The following is a 15,439-nucleotide window of genomic DNA, read 5'->3' on the forward strand; positions in this document are numbered from 1 at the left end:
CTTATCAATAAAACTATTCTGCATATAATCCCTCGTAAATTAGATTCTAGTAAGTTTCGTCAAAAAAGCGTGCATAAAGTTCCCTAACTGCTAACTATTTAGAATGTATTATTCATAACTGAAAGTGCATAAAGTTTGTTAAAACCCTTAATTTTAAAGGGCTGCGGGATAAAAAACGATTTGTGATAGATCTCTAAGAATACCTGACTAGCAGGCGTAATATTAATTCCAGACAAGAGATATGAATAAATAATTCATTCTTCTCAACTGAAAATAAATAATTACTCTTAGCGATAAAAGTAATTCAAATATATAAGAGAGAGACGATCATGAGTAAGTTCTATGTAGGTTCTGAAATAGGTCAATTACGCCGCGTTCTAGTTCACCGTCCAAGACGCGCACTGACTCACCTAACACCCTCTAACTGTCACGATTTACTATTTGATGACGTACTGGCTGTTGAACGTGCTGGTAAAGAGCATGACGCATTTACTCAAACGCTGCGTGATCAAGGTGTTGAAGTTCTTCTTCTTACTGACCTACTAGCAGACACGCTAGCAGTGCCAGAAGCGAAAGATTGGCTTTTGAATCATCAAGTTTCTGATTACCGCTTAGGCAAAACCTTTGCTAACGATGTGCGCTGCTACTTGGGCGACTTACCAAACCTAGAACTAGCAAAAATCCTAACGGGTGGTCTGTCTTACGCTGAGATGCCAATGAAATCATCTTCAATGATGCAAGGCATGCACGCACCAACCGACTTCATTATCGAACCGCTACCAAACCACCTATTTACTCGTGACACATCTTGCTGGGTATACGGTGGCGTATCCATCAACCCGATGGCGAAACCTGCTCGTCAACGTGAAACCAACCACGTTCGCGCTATTTACCGCTGGCACCCAACATTTGCTGGCCAAGACTTCATTAAGTACTTCGGCGATGAAGAAAACATCAGCTACGACAACTCAACCATTGAAGGCGGTGACGTTCTTGTAATCGGTCGCGGTACGGTTCTTATCGGTATGTCTGAGCGTACAACAGCACAAGGTGTTGAGCACTTAGCATCTAGCCTATTCAAACACGGTCAAGCGAAACAAGTTATCGCAATGCAGCTACCAAAACACCGCTCTTGCATGCACTTAGACACCGTTATGACGCACATGAACGAAGATACGTTCTCTGTTTACCCTGAAGTGGTGAGTAAAGACGTACAGTGCTGGAACCTAACTGGTGATGAGTCTGGCGCAGTGAAAGTGAAAGAAGAAGGCTACTTCGTAACAGCTATCGAAAAAGCACTTGGCGTAGACAAGCTAAACCTAATCACGACCGGTGGTGACAACTTCCATGCAGAACGTGAGCAGTGGAACGATGCAAACAACGTTCTAACGGTTAAACCTGGCGTTGTGATTGGCTACGAAGGCAACACCTACACCAATGAAAAATACGATAAAGCAGGCATCACAGTTCTTCCTATCCCTGGAGATGAACTTGGCCGCGGTCGCGGTGGCGCACGCTGCATGAGCAGCCCAATTGAGCGTGATGGTATCTAATCACTAAGACGAAAACGGCCAAGTTGAATGATCTTAAATAATCTCAGCTTGGCCAAAATGAGAGAACACAATTATGACTAAGCAAACTGTTGTTGTTGCACTCGGCGGTAATGCCCTACTTCGTCGCGGTGAGCCGTTAGAAGCCGATGTTCAACGCCGTAATATTGAAACAGCGGTTAAAACCATCTCTGAAATCGCGAAAGTGTACAACGTGGTTCTAGTACATGGTAATGGCCCACAAGTTGGTTTACTGGCTCTGCAAGGTTTGGAATACAAAAAAGTAAACCCGTATCCGCTAGATGTATTGGGCAGTGAGACTCAAGGCATGATCGGCTACATGCTGATGCAAGAGTTCAAGAACTATCTACCTAACCGCAACATCTCGTGCATGTTGACGCAAATGACCGTTGATCCAAACGATCCTGCATTCGCCGATCCAACGAAGCCGATTGGCCCGATCTACGAAGAAGCGGAAGCGCGTGAATTGGCGGAGAAATTCCACTGGATCGTCAAACCAGACGGCCAACACTTTCGTCGCGTTGTGCCAAGCCCACGCCCTACTGGCATTGTTGAGCACGAAGCGATCACCCAACTTATCGATGCAGGCCACCTAGTGATTTGTACTGGCGGCGGTGGCATCCCAGTGAAAAAAGAGAACGGCAAATTAGTGGGTGTTGAAGCGGTTATCGACAAAGACATGTCAGCGGCTTTCTTAGCGAAACAACTGGATGCGGATGCACTGCTTATTTTGACCGACGCGGACGCTGTTTACCTTGATTGGGGCAAACCGACTCAACACGCACTGCGCAGCACCACACCAAGTGAACTGGCGAAATTCGAATTTGATGCAGGCTCTATGGGACCAAAAATTGAAGCATCGTGCGAATTCATTCAGCAAGGCGGCAAAGTCGTCGGTATTGGTGCACTCGAAGATGGTTTGCAAATCCTGCAAGGCTTGGCGGGCACCAACATCACCAAAGATTAATCTACTCGCGAGCTTTTCAAACCTTGCGAGAAAACTGAATCACCGTTTGAACTGAAATTAATACACAAAAATTGAATCGCGCTTTCTTGAATTTTCTTTCCCTGTAACAAGAAAGCGCCTAAATCTAAGAAGGAATACATCATGGCTTTTAACCTACGCAATCGTAACTTCCTAAAACTACTAGATTTCACTCCACGCGAAATTCAACACTTATTAGATCTTTCTATGGAGCTAAAAAAAGCGAAGTACAACGGTTACGAACAGCCAACACTAACTGGCAAAAACATTGCGCTTATCTTTGAGAAAACCTCAACTCGTACTCGCTGTGCATTCGAAGTAGCGGCATTCGACCAAGGCGCTCGCGTGTCTTACTTAGGCCCATCTGGCTCTCAAATTGGCCACAAAGAATCAATGAAAGATACCGCTCGCGTTCTTGGCCGTATGTACGATGGCATTGAATACCGCGGCTTCGGTCAAGAGATTGTTGAAGAGCTAGGCGCTTACGCTGGAGTTCCAGTATGGAATGGTCTGACTGACGAATTCCACCCTACACAAATTCTTGCTGACTTCCTAACCATGACGGAATACGGCCGTGGTAAACAACTGCATGAAATCAGCTTTGCTTACCTAGGTGATGCTCGCAACAACATGGGTAACTCTCTGATGGTTGGCGCAGCGAAAATGGGCATGGACATTCGCCTTGTTGCTCCAAAACAGTTCTGGCCACAAGAAGAACTATTGGCTCAGTGTCGTGAAATCGCAGAGCACACAGGTGGCAAAATTACACTGACTGAAGATGTTCAAGAAGGCGTGCAAGGTTGTGACTTCCTGTACACCGACGTTTGGGTATCTATGGGCGAAGCGAAAGAAGCATGGGCTGAGCGTATCAACCTAATGATGCCTTACCAAGTGAACATGGAAATGCTGAAAGCAACGGGTAACCCACATGTGAAATTCATGCACTGTCTGCCAGCTTTCCATGGCGAAGATACCACGGTAGGCAAACAACTTGCGGCTGAATATCCACAGCTAAAAGACGGTGTGGAAGTGACTGATGAGGTAGTTGAGTCTGAATACTCTATCGTGTTCGATGAAGCTGAAAACCGCATGCACACCATCAAAGCAATAATGGTTGCAACACTAGGCAGTTAATTACCTAAACAGCTAAGAATCGAAACAACTAAGAAGTTAAGCACTCACTTGTTCGCGAGACATTGACAAGTTAAGTGTAATGACAGGGAAATGCGGGCGGCGAACTTGGGATTTAGCCCTTGGATAAAGCCCGCATTTTTTTTCATGTACTTGAGGGCATTATCGCCCCAAAAACCCTGAGATTTTCTGTTTCAACAAGGGCTTAAATCAAAGCAAAATGTAGAGGTTATTTCGCATAAAAATCCATTAAATGAATACTTTACAGAAAGTATTGCATGCCGTTTTTATCTGAGTATAATCCTCCGCAATTTGTCTTAAGAGAGCAAAAAATGAACTGCAATTCTGTCGCACATGATTGTCAAACTACACGCCAAAGAGTGGCGGTGGTGTCATTTTTATTTTGCTCTATTGATCGTTTCGAAGCCTCCTATTTTTAGGGGGCTTTTTTTTGTCCGCAATTTGACTGTATGCATAGAAAAAGGAAGACCCGTTATGGCGCATTCGTTATTTAACAAGCACATCATCTCCATTCCAGAGCTCTCTCGTGATGAACTGGAGCTTATCGTCGATACTGCAGCAAGACTCAAAGCAGAGCCAAACCCAGAGCTGCTGAAAAATAAGGTGGTTGCGAGCTGCTTCTTTGAGCCTTCAACTAGAACTCGCCTTTCATTTGAAACCGCAGTTCAACGCCTAGGTGGCACTGTCATCGGTTTTGATAATGGCGGTAACACGTCATTGGCGAAAAAAGGCGAAACACTTGCCGATTCGGTGCAAGTTATCTCTTCTTACGTTGATGCCTTTGTGATGCGTCATCCACAAGAAGGGGCAGCACGTTTAGCCTCTGAGTTCTCTAACGGTGTGCCAATTGTGAATGGTGGCGATGGTGCCAATCAGCACCCAACGCAGACCTTGTTGGATCTATTCTCGATTTACGAAACGCAAGGCACGCTCGACAACCTCAATGTGGCATTCGTTGGTGACCTAAAATATGGCCGCACCGTACACTCATTGACCCAAGCACTATCAAAATTCAATAACGTACGTTTCTTCTTTATTGCGCCAGAAGTGTTAGCGATGCCTGATTACATCTGTGAAGAACTGGAAGAGATGGGTATCCAATACAGCACCCACAGCAGCATTGAAGAAGTGGTGCCTGAGCTGGATGTTCTGTACATGACTCGCGTACAGAAAGAGCGCTTTGATGCGTCAGAATACGCGCACATGAAATCGGCTTACATTCTGACGGCCGATACGCTGAAAGACGCTCGCCAAAACATGAAGGTGCTTCACCCACTGCCACGTGTCGACGAAATCACAACTGACGTCGATAAAACGCCACACGCTTACTACTTCGAACAAGCTGAAAACGGTGTGTATGCACGTGAAGCTTTATTAGCCCTAGTTCTAAACGACACTTTATAAGCAGGAGATACAGTCATGGTTAAACAAACTCAGCTACAAGTAGAAGCGATCCGTAATGGCAGCGTCATTGACCACATCCCTGCTCATCTTGGGATTAAAATTCTCAAACTGTTCAAGCTGCATAAAACAGAACAGCGCATCACTATGGGGTTAAACCTGCCATCATCAGCACTCGGCAACAAAGACCTAATCAAGATTGAGAACATCTTTCTGACCAAGGAACAAGCCAACCAATTGGCTCTGTACGCCCCGCAAGCGACGGTCAATCAGATTGAAGAGTACAAGGTGGTGAACAAGCTAACATTAGTGCTGCCAGACCAAATCAACAGTGTCTACTCTTGCCCGAATAGCAACTGTATTTCGCACGGTGAGCCAGTCGAAAGCAGCTTTAAAGTGCAGCTAAAACAGGAAAACGTGCAGCTAAAATGTCACTACTGTGAAAAAGTATTCTCTCGCGAGATCATGAGTGAAATTCGCTAACCCTTAGCGCCATTATCACGGTCTCCAAAGCACCCTAATACCGATGGATATTTATGCCAAACTTGGAATAAATATCCATTTAACAAAAAGAATAAAACTCCAAAATAAAAGCAATTAACTAGAATTTTATTTGGTGATCCCCTTCAAAAAGATAACTATCCTTTAGTGGTAGACTCAATGGATAGACGATCATACATCACGCATACCTTCCCTCTTTATTTCGGGATTCATCGGTAAGCCCTATTTAACAATCGTACTCTACGGCTTTGGGAGTACGCTCGGCGCTATGGACAAGCGATAACCACATGTTGACCTTAAGGAGTTGTTCATGAACCCGATCACTGAGCACGGTTGCTTGTATTCAGCTGAAGATAAAACACTGACTGCAGCGTGCAAACGCTTACTACAACAACAAAGCTTCTCAACCCAAAACCAACTGCGCGAAAAGCTAGTCGAGATCGGCTATACCGGCATTAGCCAGTCGACGGTATCTCGTATTTTGTCACAGCTTGGTGTTGTCAAAATTCAGAATGCTTGCGGTAAAAAGGTTTACTGCATCACGGTTGAAAGTGCACCGGTTCGTGTCGGTGCATCCATCTCATCGCAAATCGAATTCATCACTCATAACCAAGCGATGGTCATCGTAAAAACTCATCCAGGTTGTGCTCAATTAGTCGCAAGATTAGTCGATATCGACCCACATACTGAGATTATCGGCACCGTTGGCGGTAATGATACCGTGCTTATTATTCCAAAAGATACGATGAATATTGATGCTTGCGAACAAGTAGTAAAAGCACGCTTGGGTGTAGCTTAAATGTCTCTTTTACAAAGGCAAGTCACTCAAGTTGAATTGCAGCTCCCCACTCGATTACCCAATAAAATCGCTATCCCGCCTTAGGGGATATTTGTTTGCCGATGAAACTAATAGCAAACTATTACGGTCTGATTGAGTTAAGATACCTTCAACCCCATTTTGATGACTAAATAGTATGCGACGACTTGCCACATTACTTTTTGTTTGTGTTTCCCTATTCACCCAGCCTGCGTGGGCGCTATTTGGGAACGACAACGCCGAGCCAAGCTTCGGAGGCAATAACAATGGTTTTGTCCCTGTAGACCAAGCTTTCCCTTTCAATTACTACCAGCAAGACGACAAAGTCCTTCTCGACTGGCAAGTAAAAGAGGGCTACTACCTCTATCAACATAGCCTCTCGTTCACCGGGCAAAATCTCGCTATCGGTAATGTTGAATTAGAAGATGGTAAGCCGCACCAAGATGAATTCTTCGGTGAGGTGAGCATTTATACTCAGCCGTTATTCGTGCAAGTTCCTCTGCAGAGTTACCAAGATGGCTCACAGCTGATCGTTAAGTATCAAGGCTGTGCGGACGCAGGGTTCTGCTACCCACCAGAGACTCGTATCATCGACATTGAACCTTTCACAGCAACAGGTTCTGCTAATTCGCAAGGTAGTGACTCACAAGCTTCATCTTCTGCTGGCAACGAAACCGATGTTTCTACGCAACCAACATCTCCGAAAGCAGACGTTGTAAGTAACACGACTCAACAGCCAAATGCCCCTGTTTCAAAAGAAGCAGGCTTAGCCGATAAGCTCGGTGACAGTTGGTGGACCCCTCTATTATTCTTAGCACTCGGTGTTGGTTTAGCCTTTACGCCGTGTGTGCTGCCTATGTATCCGATTCTAACGGGTATCGTTTTAGGTGGTGGCAAACTCAGCCAAGGTCGCGCGCTGATGCTGTCCTTTATTTACGTGCAAGGCATGGCGTTAACCTACACCTTATTAGGTTTAGTGGTTGCTTCAGCAGGCATGCAGTTCCAAGCCGCTATGCAGCACCCTTACGTGCTGATCGCGCTGAGTGTTCTGTTCGTGGCGTTGGCAATGTCGATGTTTGGCGTTTATAACCTGCAACTGCCAAGCAGCATTCAAACTTGGCTCAACAATCAAAGCAATAAGCAGCAAGGTGGCAATACCTTGGGCGTATTCGCAATGGGCGCTATCTCTGGCTTGGTGTGTTCACCTTGTACCACGGCGCCATTGTCAGGCGCGCTGCTGTATGTGGCTCAGAGTGGCGACCTATTTACCGGTGCGATTGCTCTGTATGCATTAGCCATGGGTATGGGTATTCCGCTGATTTTAGTTGCGGTATTTGGTAATAAGCTATTGCCTAAAGCGGGCAGCTGGATGGACAAGGTGAAGATCGTATTCGGCTTTATCTTGCTGGCAGCACCTATCTTCCTGCTAGAGCGCATCATTCCTGAATTGTGGGCAACCGTGCTTTGGTCTGGCCTTGGCTTCATCGCCTTTGGTTGGCTGTACCATAGCAAGAATGCACTGCCATTCGGCGGCTGGAAGCAGAGTGCGGTAGGCATCATCGCGATGCTTGGCTTGTTTGCTTCGGCACAGCCTGCATTGAACTATTGGTTTGCGGAGAAGAGCGTAACGGTAGAACAACAGCACATCCAATTTGCACGCATCAACACGGTTGAAGAGCTAGAAATCCAGCTCATCGAAGCGAAGAAACTCGGTAAGCCTGTGATGCTCGACTTCTACGCCGATTGGTGTGTGGCGTGTAAAGAGTTCGAGAAGTACACCTTCCATCAAGCTGATGTGGAAAACAAGCTTTCTGACTTTGTACTGCTACAAGCCGATGTAACGAGAAACATGCCTCAAGACATTGAACTGCTTAAACAATTACAGGTACTTGGCTTACCGACGATTGAGTTCTGGGATGGCGAGGGTAACCATGTTCCAAATGCTCGTGTAACCGGTTTTATGCCTGCTGATGTATTCTTAAAACACATGCAAAACCACCAGCTATAACGGCAATATTCACTAAAATATAAGCCGAATCGAAAGCCGCACCGCCCCTCCGTAACGAGATGGCAGTGCGGCTTTTTTGCTATTCAGAGTAACGCTTTCTTATTCCGGGGATAAAAGTCGATATGGTTCAGACTTTTAATGCATAGATATTGTCCACATACTCAATCAGGATGATAATAAATATTAACTAAATTGTTAAAAGTATGAACGTCATGGACTCGACCTATACCATCATCATTGCTGATGACCACCCTCTCTTTCGCAACGCCCTGTTTCAGTCAGTTCATATGGCGATCAGTGGTGCGAACCTGCTTGAGGCCGATTCTCTCGATGCCTTACTGACTCTGCTAAAGAAAGAAGGCGAGCCGGATCTATTACTGCTCGATCTGAAAATGCCGGGCGCCAATGGCATGTCAGGCTTAATTCAACTGCGCGCTGAATACCCAGATCTACCGATTGTGGTGGTTTCTGCCAGTGAAGATGCCAGCGTGGTCACTCAGGTGAAGAGCCACGGTGCGTTTGGCTTTATTCCTAAGTCGAGTGATATGCGTGAGTTGGTGAGTGCACTGAATCAAGTGCTGAATGGCGACCCGTTCTTCCCTGAAGGGCTTATCACCAATAATGCAGCGTGTAGCGACCTTGCAGAAAAGATTTCCACACTGACGCCTCAGCAATACAAGGTATTAGGGATGCTTTCTGACGGCTTGCTTAACAAGCAAATCGCGTATGAATTGAATGTTTCGGAAGCGACCATCAAAGCACATATGACGGCCATCTTCCGTAAACTGGATGTGAAAAATCGTACTCAAGCGGTTATCTTGCTACAAGAAGTCCACAATTAAGCTTCACTGATATCCTCTTCTAAAGTCGTCTTAGGTAAACATAAACCCAACCTGACGACTTTATGATCATCTATCTCTGCAACCACCCAAGTGATGTCATGCCACTCAAAGCTATCACCCAATACAGAGTGTGCGCCAAGCTCTTGAGCAACCAATTGTTTTAGCGTCATTTCTCGCTCTTCTTCCGAGCCAAGTTCAATACCATAACAATCACTCACTGCCGCAACTGATAGCTCAACATCCAAGAAGAAGTCACCAAAGAATCGTGCCGCCTCTTCTGCTAGAGGCGCCTCACTGAACAACGAACTTAAGCTGTCCAAATCTTTGTCTTGACCAAGCACACATAAGATATCGTTCGCCTCTAACACGGTGCTGCCTGATGGGTGAAGCATGGCATCTTGTCGAAACACTGCCGCAATGCGCGTCCCTTCTGGCATAGATAAGCGTTTAAGCGGCTCGCCGACACACCACTTCTCGTCTTTCAATTTGTAAACAAACATCTCCCACTCACTGGTCGGATAAATCTCCATACCGGTACGAGAAATCGGTGTTGGCGTCGGTGGTAAAGTCACTTGAGCGAGTCTTGCAACTTTCATCAAGCTACCGCCTTGAACAATCAGCGAAACCATAACCACGAAGAAGGCGATATTGAAATACAGCTGAGCATTGGGCAGGCCTGCCATCATCGGGAATACCGCTAAGATGATTGGTACTGCACCACGCAAACCTACCCAAGAAACAAACCAGCGTTCTTTGGTGGAAAAGCTTCTGAACGGCAGTAAACCCAACCAAACCGACAGCGGACGAGCAAACAAAATCATACCGAAGGCCAGTGCCAGCGCAGGCAGAGCAATGTCCATCAACGTTGATGGCGTCACCAATAAACCCAATACCAAGAACATCACGATCTGGCTTAGCCACGTCATGCCATCAAGAACATTAAGAATAGAGTGTCGAGAGCGCGTCGGACGATTACCAATGAACAAGCCCACTAGGTAAATCGATAAGATGCCGCTGCCGCCAAGCATGTTAGAGAACGCAAACAGAGCCACACCCCCACTGAGTACCAGAATGGAATAAAGGCCATCAGCCAATTGTACTCGATTGATTAAGCTCCATAGCACCCAGCCCCCACCAAGACCGATAAGAGTGCCGATACCAAACTGCATCGCGAAGCTTTTCAGTAGGAAGTTCATCCCCATTTCAGCATCAGGAGTGCCCAGCAGCGCAATTAAGGTCACCGTCAGGAACACCGCCATTGGGTCATTGGTACCGGATTCGATCTCTAGGGTTGAGCCAACACGTTCATTGAGGCTCTGCCCTTTCAACAAAGAGAATACCGCTGCCGCATCGGTCGAACCAACAATCGCGCCCACCAAAATGCCCTGCATCAGTGACAGGTCGAACAGCCAAGCCGCCATTAAACCGGTTAGAGTCGCAGTACAGGCTACGCCTATTGTTGCTAATGAGAGCGACGGCCAGAAAGCGACCTTGAAGCTTGCGACCTTGGTTCGCATACCGCCATCCAGCAAGATCACGGCAAGCGCGAGGTTACTCACCAAATAAGTCAGTGAGTAATCATCGAAATTAATACCGCCCGGGCCATCTTCACCGGCTAACATGCCAACGAAAAGGAAGATCAAAAGAATAGGAACGCCCAATCGAGAGGACACTTGTGAGAAAAGTACACTGATGGCGATGAGTACGGCACCAGTCAAAAATAAGTGATTAATGGTTATTGCGTCCAATTCGTTCCCCCAAAGAATAAAACTCGAGCTTTAAGCCTGTTGATCTTTTGCCACTAGCTTGTTGATCTTCTGCCGTTAAGCAAGTCACAGCCGGTGAAAGTACCGTAGTTACTATAACAAACTTATGTTTCGCTTCGTGTCATAGGCAGGACTAAATACCGTTTCTCGGTCATTTAGTTGTTAAATTTTATGACTCGCAGTCTAATTCATCCCTTTTTGTTAGACCTTTGGCTAATTTAACAACATTTTAACATCACATTTTTCTATGATTATGTCTCCTAGCTCCCATATTTCAGTACATTAGCGCTAATACCATCCCGACTAAAGTTGCACAGATCCCTTGACTTATCCTTGCTACATTCTAAATCGTAACATTACGTTAACACGCTATTTTACAAAACGGTTTCACAAAAACAGTTTCTACGAAAACGGAATAAAGGAGAAGGCAATGGCGTTCGAATCTACGGAACATGCTCAAGCCTACTGGAAGGAAAACTTGGGAATTATGGGAACACTGCTCGCGGTCTGGTTTGCGGTGTCTTACGGCGCTGGCATCTTATTTGTGGATGCCCTCAATACCGTTCAGTTTGGCGGGTTCAAGCTAGGATTTTGGTTCGCTCAGCAAGGTTCGATATACACCTTCGTGGCGCTGATATTTATTTACGTTGTCCGCATGAATGCGCTCGACAAAAAATACAACGTACAGGAAGACTAGAGGCTAGAACATGGATATTCAAACTTGGACGTTTATTCTCGTCGGTATTACTTTCGCGGTATATATCGGCATCGCAATCTGGGCTCGTGCAGGGTCTACTAGTGAGTTCTACGTTGCTGGCGGTGGTGTACACCCAGTAGCAAACGGCATGGCGACCGCCGCTGACTGGATGTCGGCAGCATCATTCATCTCAATGGCAGGTATCATCTCATTCGTTGGTTACGACGGTGCGGTTTACCTAATGGGTTGGACAGGTGGTTATGTACTACTTGCGCTATGTTTAGCACCTTACCTACGTAAGTTCGGTCAGTTTACGGTTCCTGATTTCATCGGTGAGCGTTACTACTCGAAAACGGCACGTATGGTAGCGGTATTCTGTGCAATCTTCGTATCGTTTACGTACGTTGCAGGCCAGATGCGTGGTGTGGGCGTTGTATTCTCTCGTTTCCTAGAAGTTGATATTAACCTAGGCATCATCATTGGTATGGGTATTGTGTTCTTCTACGCAGTACTAGGTGGCATGAAAGGCATCACTTATACGCAGGTAGCTCAATTCTGTGTCCTCATTTTCGCCTTCCTTGTTCCAGCAATCTTTACCTCAATCATGATGACAGGTAACCCACTTCCACAAGTTGGTATGGGCTCTACGCTATCAGGCACAGATGTTTACCTTCTTGATAAACTGGATGGACTGACCGAAGAACTCGGATTTACCGCCTATACCGAAGGTAACAAGAGCATGGTAGATGTATTCTTCATCTGTGCGGCTCTAATGGTCGGTACTGCGGGTCTTCCACACGTAATCATTCGTTTCTTCACGGTACCAAAAGTACGTGATGCTCGTATCTCAGCGGGTTGGGCACTACTGTTCATCTCATTGCTATACACAACAGCACCAGGCGTTGCAGCATTCGCTCGTGTAAACATGATCGAAACAATCAACGGCCCTGACATGCAAGGTGTCGCTGCAGCGGACGCACCAAGCTGGTACAGAAACTGGGAAAGCACTGGCCTAGTAGGTTGGGAAGATAAGAACGGCGATGGCAAAATGTTCTACTCGGGCGATGAGCGCAACGAGATGAAGATTAACCGTGACATCATCGTACTGGCTTCTCCAGAGCTAGCGAAACTACCAAACTGGGTTGTAGCACTGCTTGCAGCCGGTGGCCTAGCAGCCGCACTATCAACAGCCGCGGGTCTACTATTGGTCATCTCAACGTCGATTTCACATGACTTGTTGAAGAAAGGCTTCAGACCAAACATGACCGACAAGCAGGAGCTGTTAGCCGCTCGTCTGGCAGCCATGGTCGCGATTGTCGGTGCCGGTTACTTAGGTATTAACCCACCAGGCTTTGTAGCACAGGTAGTAGCGTTTGCCTTCGGCTTAGCCGCAGCATCCTTCTTCCCAGCGATTATCCTAGGTATCTTCTACAAGAAGATGAACAAGGAAGGCGCAATTGCAGGTATGTTGTCAGGTATTGCCTTCACAGCAAGCTACATCATCTACTTCAAGTTCATTAACCCAGCAGCAAGCACACCTGAAAACTGGTGGTTTGGTATCAGCCCAGAAGGCATCGGTACGCTAGGTATGTGTCTAAACTTCGTAGTATCGATTGCTGTAAACAAAGTAACTGCTGAAGTACCACAAGATGTACAAGATATGGTTGAGAACATCCGTTACCCGAAAGGTGCAGGTGAAGCTCACGACCACTAAGCACGACCATTAAACAAAGATGTTTAGCAAAAAATGAATCAGTACTTACATTGTAGGGATTAGGTACTGACTCCAGAAAGCCGATACTTCGTGTATCGGCTTTTTCTTTTTCTGCTCACTTTATAAAAAGATAAACAAAGGGTTGTTTTTAAAATTTTATTTGATAATAATTATCATTAACATCCAATAAAGAGATGCAGATGATGATGAAAGAGCAGCAGGTTCTCTATTCGAGATTTTACAAAGCACAGGATCGCTTTGCTTCATTAGAACAAGTTCAAGGCCATGAGCCGTTTGTAATTCGAGAGTATATCGAGTGTGCACAGACGCTTTCGGCTTACTATGAAAAGCATGCCGCTCAAGAAAACATCTTGTTGTGCGAGCTGTATCTACGCCAAGTTTTCTTTCATTTGATTGAAGCGATTGAGTCTCCTCAGCGCAGTTTCGCCTTTCGTCATATCTGCCTAGACTCTATTCACTCACCACTATTTTATTTGAAGCGCCACTACTGCCAGCAACCTCAAGGCCAAGCGCGTTTTTTGAATCTCAGCCAAACACTACAACAAGTCCAAGCCCCACTTGGCTAACAAGGATAGAACATGACCCTACAATTTCGGATTGAAAAAGACAGCATGGGCGAAGTGAAAGTCCCTGCCGATGCGCTATACCAAGCACAAACTCAGCGTGCAGCGGATAACTTCGCGTTTAGCTCTCACAAGATGCCGACCAGTTTTATTCAAGCACTGGCGTTAATTAAACAGGCAGCGGCAGATACCAATGCTCAGTTAGGTCTACTGGAAGGTGATATTGCCAACGCGATAGCCGAAGCCAGCCAAGAGATCATTGAGGGTAAACACCTCGATCAATTCCCTATCGATGTCTACCAAACCGGTTCAGGTACCAGTTCCAACATGAATGCCAATGAAGTGATTGCTACGCTTGCCTCAAGAAGCTTGCAAGGCGACGTGAACCCCAATGATCACGTCAACATGGGCCAAAGCAGTAACGATGTGGTGCCAACCGCAATTCAAGTGAGCGTTGCTTTGATGGCTGAAAATAAGCTATTACCTGCATTAACTCACCTTTCTGAAGCACTCACCATCAAACAACAGGAACTTGCGGAGGTCGTGAAGACCGGCCGCACTCATCTAATGGATGCGATGCCAATGACCTTTGCTCAAGAGCTAGGTGGTTGGAAATTTCAGATAGAACACGCTAAGCAAGCAATAGAGAACACCCTGCCCGCTATCAAGGCTTTAGCACAAGGTGGTACTGCGGTTGGAACAGGGATCAATGCTGACCCACGCTTTGCCGATAAGTTTGCGAGTAACCTGTCTCAATCGACAAAGATCAGTTTTAGCTCGAGTGAAAACTTCTTTTTTAGCCTCAGCAGTCAAGACGCGATCGTTGCGCTGTCAGGTCAGCTCAAAACGGCAGCAGTTGCGATCATGAAGATCTCAAACGATCTTCGCTGGATGAACTCTGGGCCGTTGGCTGGCTTAGGGGAAATTGAATTACAGGCTCTACAACCAGGCTCATCGATCATGCCTGGCAAGGTAAATCCTGTGATTCCAGAAGCTGCAGCTATGGCGGCGGCGCAAGTCATTGGCAACGACACCACCATTACCGTAGCCGGACAATCAGGTAACTTCCAACTTAATGTGATGCTGCCAGTGATTGCTCATAACGTGTTGGAAAGTATTGAGTTATTGGCAAACAGCTCAGTCGCTTTAGCGGACAAAGCCATCGCGACCTTCACGGTACGCCAAGACAATCTCGATTTGGCACTGTCAAAGAACCCAATCCTAGTGACCGCACTTAACCCTGTGATTGGCTACTTGAAGGCGGCTGATATTGCCAAGAAAGCTTACAAAGAAGGCTTACCAATTCTGGATGTCGCAGAAAGAGAAACCGATCTTAGCCGAGAAGAGCTCAGTAAACTGCTTGATCCAACCACACTGACACAAGGTGGCATTGCTGGTTAG

13 protein-coding genes are annotated in these 15,439 nt (G+C 46.2%); 12 read left to right on the forward strand and 1 reads right to left on the reverse strand.

Annotated elements, in window-relative coordinates:
* The first annotated feature begins 329 nt into the window (after positions 1 to 329).
* The 8 genes from arcA to AB4512_RS01335 all read left to right on the forward strand — a co-directional run bounded on the left by arcA (position 330) and on the right by AB4512_RS01335 (position 9,277).
* Entirely contained in the window at positions 330 to 1,553 is a 1,224-nt protein-coding gene (gene arcA, locus AB4512_RS01300) for an arginine deiminase (RefSeq protein ID WP_372174187.1), read from the forward strand.
* Positions 1,554 to 1,626: 73 nt separating this feature from the next.
* Complete coding sequence (gene arcC, locus AB4512_RS01305) at positions 1,627 to 2,538, forward strand: carbamate kinase (protein ID WP_017062723.1); 912 nt, start codon at positions 1,627 to 1,629, stop codon at positions 2,536 to 2,538.
* A 141-nt stretch (positions 2,539 to 2,679) separates the two neighbouring features.
* Positions 2,680 to 3,690, forward strand: a complete 1,011-nt coding sequence (locus tag AB4512_RS01310; protein ID WP_372174189.1) for an ornithine carbamoyltransferase — start codon at positions 2,680 to 2,682, stop codon at positions 3,688 to 3,690.
* Between the two features lie 492 nt (positions 3,691 to 4,182).
* Positions 4,183 to 5,112 carry an aspartate carbamoyltransferase gene (pyrB, locus tag AB4512_RS01315; RefSeq protein WP_004729720.1) on the forward strand — a complete coding sequence of 310 codons (930 nt, stop codon included), beginning with the start codon at positions 4,183 to 4,185 and terminating at the stop codon, positions 5,110 to 5,112.
* A 15-nt stretch (positions 5,113 to 5,127) separates the two neighbouring features.
* On the forward strand, positions 5,128 to 5,592 hold the full coding sequence (gene pyrI, locus AB4512_RS01320; RefSeq protein WP_059021942.1) for an aspartate carbamoyltransferase regulatory subunit: 465 nt from the start codon (positions 5,128 to 5,130) through the stop codon (positions 5,590 to 5,592).
* A 328-nt stretch (positions 5,593 to 5,920) separates the two neighbouring features.
* Complete coding sequence (locus tag AB4512_RS01325) at positions 5,921 to 6,409, forward strand: arginine repressor (protein ID WP_372174191.1); 489 nt, start codon at positions 5,921 to 5,923, stop codon at positions 6,407 to 6,409.
* Positions 6,410 to 6,584: 175 nt separating this feature from the next.
* On the forward strand, positions 6,585 to 8,435 hold the full coding sequence (locus AB4512_RS01330) for a protein-disulfide reductase DsbD (protein WP_017066562.1): 1,851 nt from the start codon (positions 6,585 to 6,587) through the stop codon (positions 8,433 to 8,435).
* A 212-nt stretch (positions 8,436 to 8,647) separates the two neighbouring features.
* Positions 8,648 to 9,277 carry a response regulator transcription factor gene (locus AB4512_RS01335; protein WP_017062717.1) on the forward strand — a complete coding sequence of 210 codons (630 nt, stop codon included), beginning with the start codon at positions 8,648 to 8,650 and terminating at the stop codon, positions 9,275 to 9,277.
* Here AB4512_RS01335 and AB4512_RS01340 read toward each other — a convergent pair.
* Positions 9,274 to 11,025: a potassium/proton antiporter gene (locus tag AB4512_RS01340; protein WP_372174193.1), complete on the reverse strand. Its 1,752-nt coding sequence runs from the start codon at positions 11,023 to 11,025 to the stop codon at positions 9,274 to 9,276. The two genes, AB4512_RS01335 and AB4512_RS01340, sit on opposite strands and share 4 nt — an antisense overlap.
* 448 nt (positions 11,026 to 11,473) lie before the next feature.
* On the opposite strand from AB4512_RS01340, the gene AB4512_RS01345 reads away from it, so the two are divergent.
* From AB4512_RS01345 to AB4512_RS01360, 4 genes are all read left to right on the forward strand, one after another.
* A complete protein-coding gene (locus AB4512_RS01345) occupies positions 11,474 to 11,740 on the forward strand; it encodes a DUF4212 domain-containing protein (protein ID WP_010435433.1) in 267 nt (88 codons plus the stop codon).
* 10 nt (positions 11,741 to 11,750) lie between these two features.
* Positions 11,751 to 13,454 carry a sodium:solute symporter family protein gene (locus tag AB4512_RS01350; protein WP_102394136.1) on the forward strand — a complete coding sequence of 568 codons (1,704 nt, stop codon included), beginning with the start codon at positions 11,751 to 11,753 and terminating at the stop codon, positions 13,452 to 13,454.
* Positions 13,455 to 13,654: 200 nt separating this feature from the next.
* Entirely contained in the window at positions 13,655 to 14,041 is a 387-nt protein-coding gene (locus AB4512_RS01355) for a hypothetical protein (RefSeq protein ID WP_137001886.1), read from the forward strand.
* A gap of 12 nt (positions 14,042 to 14,053) precedes the next feature.
* On the forward strand, positions 14,054 to 15,439 hold the full coding sequence (locus AB4512_RS01360) for a lyase family protein (protein ID WP_017062713.1): 1,386 nt from the start codon (positions 14,054 to 14,056) through the stop codon (positions 15,437 to 15,439).

This window comes from Vibrio sp. 10N.222.52.B7 (assembly GCF_041474275.1).
Lineage (GTDB): Bacteria > Pseudomonadota > Gammaproteobacteria > Enterobacterales > Vibrionaceae > Vibrio > Vibrio crassostreae_C.